The organism is Endozoicomonas sp. (assembly GCF_051008435.1).
Classification (GTDB): domain Bacteria; phylum Pseudomonadota; class Gammaproteobacteria; order Pseudomonadales; family Endozoicomonadaceae; genus Endozoicomonas_A.
Map to the genome: position 1 here is coordinate 1 of NZ_JBPCXO010000545.1, position 8940 is coordinate 8940.

Annotated in this window: 7 protein-coding genes; 1 reads left to right on the forward strand and 6 read right to left on the reverse strand. The window is 47.9% G+C overall.

The window, feature by feature from the left end:
• Window positions 1-420: 420 nt before the first annotated feature.
• Window positions 421-1224 carry a tRNA pseudouridine(38-40) synthase TruA gene (truA, locus tag ACR2PX_RS28140; protein WP_434002671.1) on the reverse strand — a complete coding sequence of 268 codons (804 nt, stop codon included), beginning with the start codon at window positions 1222-1224 and terminating at the stop codon, window positions 421-423.
• Between the two features lie 386 nt (window positions 1225-1610).
• On the opposite strand from truA, the gene ACR2PX_RS28145 reads away from it, so the two are divergent.
• On the forward strand, window positions 1611-2303 hold the full coding sequence (locus ACR2PX_RS28145) for a hypothetical protein (RefSeq protein ID WP_434002672.1): 693 nt from the start codon (window positions 1611-1613) through the stop codon (window positions 2301-2303).
• Between the two features lie 182 nt (window positions 2304-2485).
• Here ACR2PX_RS28145 and ACR2PX_RS28150 read toward each other — a convergent pair whose 3' ends face one another.
• From ACR2PX_RS28150 to gltS, 5 genes are all read right to left on the reverse strand, one after another.
• Window positions 2486-4894 carry a FimV/HubP family polar landmark protein gene (locus tag ACR2PX_RS28150; RefSeq protein WP_434002673.1) on the reverse strand — a complete coding sequence of 803 codons (2409 nt, stop codon included), beginning with the start codon at window positions 4892-4894 and terminating at the stop codon, window positions 2486-2488.
• A gap of 398 nt (window positions 4895-5292) precedes the next feature.
• A complete protein-coding gene (locus ACR2PX_RS28155) occupies window positions 5293-6300 on the reverse strand; it encodes an aspartate-semialdehyde dehydrogenase (protein ID WP_434002674.1) in 1008 nt (335 codons plus the stop codon).
• Window positions 6301-6628: 328 nt separating this feature from the next.
• Window positions 6629-7078, reverse strand: a complete 450-nt coding sequence (locus ACR2PX_RS28160) for a PaaI family thioesterase (RefSeq protein ID WP_434002675.1) — start codon at window positions 7076-7078, stop codon at window positions 6629-6631.
• Window positions 7075-7536: a PaaI family thioesterase gene (locus ACR2PX_RS28165; protein WP_434002676.1), complete on the reverse strand. Its 462-nt coding sequence runs from the start codon at window positions 7534-7536 to the stop codon at window positions 7075-7077. The genes ACR2PX_RS28160 and ACR2PX_RS28165 overlap by 4 nt, the downstream gene beginning before the upstream one ends.
• Before the next feature lie 81 nt (window positions 7537-7617).
• Complete coding sequence (gene gltS / locus ACR2PX_RS28170) at window positions 7618-8817, reverse strand: sodium/glutamate symporter (RefSeq protein ID WP_434002677.1); 1200 nt, start codon at window positions 8815-8817, stop codon at window positions 7618-7620.
• Window positions 8818-8940: the final 123 nt, after the last annotated feature.

Here is an 8940-nt window from a genome sequence, read left to right on the forward strand (position 1 = left end):
CGGTTTGAGACAGTTTTTATGATTATTTGAGGCGAATAGCGAGCTATTCAACGAAAAGAATCATAAAAAATGGCCAAATCAGGCTTTTTCGCAGTAGGTCAGTGGTAAGTCCGACAGGCTCCTAGTAGCATCTTGAAATCCAATGGGTATAGAACGCCTATAGCTAAATGAATTCTACTTATGGCATTCGATAACAGTCAGTTCTCCCTGTCATCTAATGAAACCTGCTTTTACGAGATTCATAAATAAGTGAGCGATGGGAGTCATTGAACAGGACACTTTCATACCTGACAGACACGCCCCGTAGAATCAGGGAGTGAAATCGCAGATAGAAAGCAGAAAGTGGATGTTAGCAGAAACAACCGGCATTTGTCCGCAGCCAGATTGCCTCTGCCAATGGATTTTAAACTTGGTGCTTTATTACCAGGGCAGTGCCGAGGCCACAAAGAAGGGATTAGGCTCACTTTTTGGCAATTCGTACTCTTTCGGGTAGCCAACATCAACAAAGTAGAGGCCGTAAGGCTTTGCGGTTGCTCCCCCTTCCGAGCGTTTTCTGGCATCAAGAACTTCCCTGGCCCAGACAGGCGGCTTTCTGCCTGCGCCCACTTCCAGCAGAACCCCGGTAATGTTTCTCACCATATGGTGAAGAAAAGCATTCGCTCTGACATCAATGACAACCATATCCCCATGCCTGTAAATATTCAGATATTGGATTTCACGCACAGCGTGTTTGGCCTGACACTGTACCGCACGGTATGAATCAAAATCATGCTCACCAACAAGGAACTGCCCGGCAATATTCATCAACTCTACATCCAGTGGGCGGTAGTAGAAAGTCACCCCTTTAGGCAGGTGAGCGGGCCTCACTGGACGATTAAGAATAACATAACGATATCTGCGCCATTGCGCAGAATATCGGGCATGGAAGTCTTCAGAAACCGGCTGAACCCAGTTAAAGGTTATATCATCCGGCAAATGGGTATTGCCGCCAAAGGTCCAGCCATAACCGCTACGAACCGCTTCTGTATCAAAATGAATAATCTGATTACAGCCATGCACCCCTGCATCCGTTCTACCGGCACACACTACAGAGACAGGATGATTGGCAACTTTGGACAACGCCTTTTCTACAGCAGCCTGAACGGAGGGAAGTCCTGACTTCAGACTCTGCCAACCGTGGTAACGGGAACCATCGTATTGAACACTGGCAGCTAATCGCGGCATGAAGAATGCTCACTCCACAAATCAAAAGGAGGGGAATTTATCAGGAGAAAAGACAAAATGACAGCGACAACCCAATGAGAAAAAACGACCAAACAGCCATGAGCCGGAAATGCAGCTCACCCCGAACCATGAAAATGGCTACAGAGCTCGAAATAGCGGCATTTTCATAGCAAAAAAGCGTCACGGATATTTTCAAACTATCATTGTTCTGGAGAATTCAACCTTTTGGATTCTTGGACTCTTTAGCATGTGCACAATTCAGCGTCAGCTGCGTTTCCCACTCATATTTTTATAGGGCATCAGGTGGATAACGAAGCCACCTGATAAAAATGCTGCACAGCTATACAAACACTAACTAACTAACAACTTATTATAGAGGCAATGGGATGAGAATAAACTTCAACCTTCTGGCTGTTATATTAGGTATATTCTACCTATCAATCGCCGCTCCAGCCAGATCAGACGTGCTTTCCGAGATTTACCATAAACTCTCCACACAAGAGCTACCCTGGCTACAGGAAAGTATTATCCAGGCTATAGAAGAGCATAATCAGGACGAACAGGCGATTATACCCATCGCCAAACGAGCCTACGCTCTATGGTACGATAAAATCAACTCCAATTCGGAAAACGGATTGACAACCGTAACTGCCAGAAGCTTTTTAGGCAAACTGGTTCCTACCGCCTTCAATGATACCATGGACAACCAATATTACTGGACACTTATTCCTGACGAAGACATTCAGGAATTCCCCTTTGTGAGCCGCATTCTAGACACCATACTACTCACCTGGGGGGCAGCTTTCAGTAAAAATACACAGACCTTTAATCACACCAAAAAAGCCCTGACCAACTATTTAAACTGCGACCATTATCGTTGTTCACAGGAATCAGACAGGCTAGCGGCCGCCACAGAACACTACGAAGAGCATAACCAGAACCTCTCCGCATTCACCAAAGCACTAGAAGCTTTTAAAGCCTGCAAAGAACGTCGTGAGGAATACGGAACCCACCTTCAGGCGATCTGTGACGCCCTTGAAGCTGAAGCCACCCGACTGATAAATACCATGCTTGTCTGAATTGTATATCTGATCGCCTGACGGTTGCAGCAAACTCAACCATCAGGCCACCAAACCCCACTCAGTTCGAAAACCGGGCTTTTTCTCGTTCCGTGCTTACATGAAACTGTTTTCAAGTTAAACCGCGCCAGAACCAGAACTCTAAAAACTCCACTTTTCTATTATTGAGTTGGCTTGGGGGATTACCGCGCCTGCCCCATTAGAATCTGAGCTTCCTGCTTCTGCTCATCAGTGCCAGACTCCAGCACTTCCTGCAGAATATCCTGGGCACCTTCATTATCGCCCATATCAATGTAAGCTCTGGCCAGATCCAGCTTGGTCGCTGCTTCATCATCATCAGAAAAGAAGTCCAGATCATCATCTTCCAGAGCAGATTCCAGATCAGGCAAACCATCATCAAAGCCCAACGACTCATCTTCAGCATCAGGTCCGACTTCACCCAGGAAATCGTCCAGATCATCAACTGCCGCCGGATTCACTTCCTGAGCAGCAGGCTCCTGAACATTATCCAGATCCGGTAACTCCGGCGCGATCTCCAAATCAGAAGCCTCGGCCTCCAGATCCAAATCATCCAACTGGAAATCCAGATCATCAGCTGACTCAGCACCAGCAGAATCGGAAGGCTCATTATTGAAGTCAAGATCGTCCAGATCAAACTCCAGATCACCCAACTCTCCATCAGTGTCAGCACTGCTCTCATCAGTCAGTGCATCACTCAAGTCGAATCGCTCAAGATCATCACTACTTTCTTCAGCCGTCGCTTCTGGAACAACATCTCCCGAGAAAGCATCTGCCGGGAAACGAGCCTTGTAAGCATCAGCCTGACGCAAAGCACCCTGATCATCCAGCGACTCGACACTTGCCAGAGCTACCTTAAAGTTATCAAGATCATTATTCTCAGCATGAACTTCCAAGAGCTTGAGCCTTAAGTCCGCACGACCCGGCTCATTTTCAATCGCTTTTTCCAGCAACTCTGCAGCCTGAGGGAATCGGCCATAAGCAATATAAATATCGGCTTCACTAATGGCATCGTCGGTCTGCTGAGTAGTTTCTTCAGGCTCTTCATCTTCCAGCAGACTGTCTTCATCAATCTCCAGCGTTTCATCCAGTTCGAGTTCTTCCTGATCATCCTCTTGTGACTCCTCAGGAATCAGAGACATCGGCTCTAAACTGGACTCTTCTTCAAACTCATCTTCTTCTTGCTTGCGTCGACGATAAATCAGCAGAGCAGCAATCAGACCCAATGGCACCAGAGCCACCAGGGCCAGGTAAAGAGGGTTACCGAACAGGAAGTCCAGGAAACCCGATTCAGGTTTAGGCTCAGGCTGAACAACTGGCTTGGTTTCTGAATCTGTTTGCTCGGGTGTCTGGTTAGCGGCCTGCTCATCTGGCTGCTGAGTCAATGCCGCCATCTGATCATCTTTGAGATCGATGAGTCGTTTCAAAGTACTGATCTGGTCATCCAGATCCTTCAGGCGACTTTTCAACTCTTCATTCTCGCGAGTCAACTCATCCATTTTCTCACGAGTCATCGCCAGTTCGTTTTGCAAAGCTGCTGTTGCCGTATCTGCAGAACCTCCGCCCAAATCACTGCCTGTGCCAGAGGTATCATCCGTGGCAACAATAGACAGACGTCCATCGTCTCCAGCCCCTTTACCCCCTGCATCAGCAGAGCTCCGTCGTGTAGCATCCAACTGCTCCAGACGAGCCTGCCAATCACGATTCTGTCGAGCTACCTCTCCCACAGCATCCTGGAAGCTGACTGCTTCGATCTCTTCTCTGGCAGGTACGCGCAATACCTGTCCTTTTTTGAGGCGATTAATATTACTTTGAATAAAGGCCTGAGGATTTTTCTTCTGCAAAGCCAGCATTGTCTGCTGAACACTCAAGTCACTGGCTGGCCTGACACTCCTGGCAATATTCCAGAGGTTGTCATTAGGTCGCACTTCATAAGTATCTGACTGACTTTGGCCTGCATAGCTATCAACGCCACCCGTACGAATAGGCTCTTCTCTGACCGGAGTAGCCTGAATAGGCCTGGCATTTTCTTCAGACTGATAAGATGAAGACTGTCTTGCGGAGGAACCGCCCTGATCAAAGGGGTTCACATTCTGACTGCGCGAGGGTGTAGGCACGCCACCGTTGTAGTTTTGAGTCGCTGCAGGTCTAACAGGAGCGGCTGGCTGCTGACTGAACGCAGGTGGATCCAGCAACATAGTGTATTCGCGAAGCAGACGGCCACTTGGCCAGTGTACTTCCAACAGGAAGTTCAGAAATGGCTCACGCACCACCTGATCACTGGTAACGTGAATATAACCTGTCCCGTCTTCCCTCAACATCGTTTTAAATTTCAGGCCAGTCAAACTGAAAGGTCTGTCGAGACCTGCCCGTTGAAAATCTGCACGGCCGGCAAGATTAGGGAGAATCTCGTTCCGGGTCAGCTCTCTGACTTGCAGCAATTCAATCTCGGCATCCAGTGGTTGATTCAGCGCCGAATTTAAGCGCACTTCGCCCAACCCCAGCGCATTGGCCAGACCGGAACCCAGTGCTCCTGATATGGCCATGGCTGCTACAAGCTTTTGCAGTCTCATCATGAATCCTTGTTATCTGCGCGTATCAGCAAACCCGCCCGTAAAACACACCTTACATCGACAGCCTGAAGCAGAACCGAGTCAAAAACCGCATAATTTAAGTCGCCAGCTCTTCTCAACCCAGATCTTCTCGGGTCTGAAGTTTTTCTCACGACTGTTTTTATAATAAACAGCTTTTCAGATGTGTGCAGGCACCCTCAAGCAGAAGACAGGTGCCCAGCCTGCACTCCAAAGCGGAGTGCATCAAAAACTATGAGCGCTCATAGCCATAAAACCGGTACGGTTAACAGTTCCTGATACCTAAAGCCTTCCCCGCTTCTAATCAAGGCAAGACCTCAGGTCAAAAATATTATTCTGACAATTTCAATACGGAACTGTCACTATTCTCAGCTAAGTTATCATTTTAAAAAGTCTTTTAGCAATATTTCTGCCAATGCCAATGCCTGAATTGCGCCACATCTCACAGGATCAGCAACAATCCAGAGGCATAAATGATCAGCATGATCCGGATTTTGACGAATCCGGCCAACAACAATGACATCTTTGCCTGCTACTGTCTCAACGGAAGGCATTTCATCATTAGCCGCTAATTCTACCCCTTCAACACCCGCCAGAAACTCTCTCACCGCCTGACCATCGACAGGACGATCCAGATCCAGATGCACAGCCAGGCTATCCCCGAAGAAGACAGGCACCCGAACGCAGGTAGCACCTACCCTCAGATCATCCTGTTTCAGCCCTTTCATGAGCTCTTCTGCTATCCGTCGCTCAGATGATGTAAATCCGCCATCGGTTACAGCACCCACCTGCGGCAGAACATTAAATGCGATGCGCTGTTCGAAGAGCTTTTTCTTGACCGGTTTTCCGCTCAGCAGATCAATAGTCTGCCCTCGTAGCTCTTCAATGCCTTTCTGACCCGTTTCGCCCAGTGAGAGACTGGCCATAACATTGACCGAATCAATACCCACCCGATCCTGAAGGGGTTTCAGCACCTGAAGCATCAAAGCTGCCGGGCTGGATGGTATCGCCACTTCCTGCAAACCTGACAGTTCTGCCGGATCCAATAAACCAGGCAGATACATCTCAGACTCTGAATTAACCGAACCATTCACCACACGACAACCGCCTTCTCTGGCCAGATTCAGGACTTCGGGATCTACCTCAGAACCGACAGGAATGATCAGTAGATCAGCATCGGCATAACTAAAGGTAGTAGCACTCACAACCTCCAGTTCAGTACCTTTATAATCCACTGTCGCTTCGTCACCGGACTCAAGCAACGCTTCATCCCCTGCCAGCGGGTAGACCGCCCCAGGCGTTAATTGACTCTCTTCCAGAACTGTCAGCAAGGTTTCCCCTGCCAGACTCTGTGCATCATAAATCGCTAAATCAAACGTTCCGATCATGTGCTTCTCTGTTTCTATACAAAATTGTCGGGAAATGTATCAGGAAGTGTTCTGGAAAGCATCATTCACACAAGCATGAATCACAGGATTTCTGTGAGCTTGCCAGATACAAGCTGAGACCAGTATCAGGCAAGCTCTCCAGAAGCCTGCCTGACTGAAGCTTTCAAGTATAAATTTGATTAGAACGAGACAGCACATTTCGTAGCTATTGTGCGAATAATGGACCCACTTGAGAAAATTGAACGGCGAAGATTACGCTCTTTCTTGAGTTCAGGCCGAAATCACCTTGCGCCCAACAGGCTCCCAATCTGAGCCCGTCCATCAAGAATTAGTAGCTATCCAACCGGAAGTGCCCTCTTGCCGTTGCAACAGGTGTTTCCCGGCGACTTTGCCAGGCCGTGATAGAAACATTGGCAATCCGGCTCCCCTGCCTCACCACCCGGCACTCAGCAAAAACATCTTGTATTCTTGAACTTCTCAGATAATCAATCGAAAAATCGACAATTTTAGGAATTTTCGGTTCATCCATGAACAGCATAAGATGGATAGCTGCAGACATTTCCATGAATCCCCCCAACACTCCACCGTGCAATGCAGGCAAAACCGGATTGCCAGTGTTGCCCTTGTTTTCCGGGAGAACAAACAGCGCATCATCCCCAAGCGACTGACAACGCATGCCAATTTTCTTCGCATAAGGCAGCAACTCTGTCAGATTACTGTAGTCACTGGTGGCCCTGGCCTGAAGCAGTACATCCCGAAAAGCACTTTGAATTTTCATTTTGCCAACTCCTTAGCCATCTCGCTGAGCGTACGTCCGGTTCTCATGAAGGTTCCCACACCGTGCGCAAAAGGCTCATCACGATCATCCTGATAAGCAACCCCTCTCGTAAAGACAACGGTTTTAGTGACTTGATAGGCTTGCGCAAAACAACGAACCGGCTTGAAGGGATCAGGCAAGCCCAGGTGATCGATTCTCAGATCAATGGTAGGACAGGTCTCAAAGTCAGGCAGACCTATGCAGGCTGCCATACCGAACGCGCTATCCATCAGCGTTGTAATGGCCCCCGAATGAATAATTCCACTGCCCGGATTGGCTTCCAGTTCTTCATTAAAAGGCATACTGATGACAACACCTTTAGAAGTCACTTGTTCCGGCTCCATACCCAATATACGACAATGGGGTATCGCATGGAGAAACTGCTGAACAATACTCCCTAACTGCTCTTCGGTATTCATGTCAGTCAATCTCTTATTTTTGTATGATCCAACGCTCATTATAACCAAATTTAAACGACTGTTTAAGCCGTTAAAGGCTGTTTAACCTCCATACCAACCAGTAAACAGTTGAATCACTATGGCATTAGTAATATCGATGAAAAAAGCACCAATTAATGGCACAACAATAAAGGCTTTACCAGAAGGACCAAAATGCTTGGTCACGGCTGTCATATTGGCTATGGCATTGGGTGTCGCCCCCAGTGCCATTCCCATGTACCCGGCCGACATCACGGCAGCATCATAATCACTGCCCAACACACGAAATATAACCCAATAGGTAAACAGGGCTAATACCAAAACCTGAGCCATCAAAATCAGGAGAATGGGCAGGGCCAGATCCACCAGGGTCCATAACTGCATACTCATCAGGGACATGGAAAGAAAAAGACCCAGAGACAAATCAGAGACCAGCGCAAGGGAAGAAGAGTCCGATGGACACTTCATATTTTTCAAGAAATACGGCAAGACATTGGTCAGAATAATACCGGTAAATAAACAGGTGACATACTGAGGAAGAAATAACCCGATTTTCTGCAGCAAAACAGTGGCGTGCAATCCTGCGCCAATGGCAATGGCAAACAGAAGCACCGTTTCAAGCATCATCTCAGCATCGATCAGCTCGTGTTCCTCACCATAACGCGAGCCAATGGTAATGTGCTCAGTACCTGCCGGTGACAGATTATTCTTTTCTATCAACCTCTGTGCCAGAGGCCCTCCAGCCAGCCCCCCCAAAATCAAGCCAAAAGTAGCACAAGCGGCACCTATTTCAGTCGCATTCAGCAGACCGAATTGTTCAGCAAGGATAGGAGCCCATGCAATCGCAGTTCCATGCCCACCACTTAATGCAATGGAGCCTCCGACTACGCCGATTAATGGATCCACTCCGGTCAAAGACGCAATCGTCACTCCAATACCGTTTTGCACAAACAGGAACAGGCTGGCCACCACCATCAGAATCACCAGACTGATGCCGCCTTCCTTCAGCGTAGAGAAACGCGACGACAGACCAATAGTACTGAAAAAGATCAGCATCAGGTTGTCTCTCATGGTGAGCTCAAATTCAATACTCAGGCCAGTGAGAATATAAATGGCGGTGAATACCAATGAAGCAAGAAAGCCACCAGTGACAGGCTCCGGAATATTGAAATGACGAAAAAAAGCGACATGCGTATTGAGAAAGCGGCCCACAAAAAGCACCAGTATGGCGATGATCAGTGTCTCCCATGAAGATATCAGCATTGAAACACCTAAATTTGGCAGAGGGGAATTATGTCTGACTAGGAGCCTGTCGGACTTATGCTTTCGAGCATAAATTTCAGTAGAGCGAGTCGAATTATTCGATGGATTCGTGAGAATAGTTGA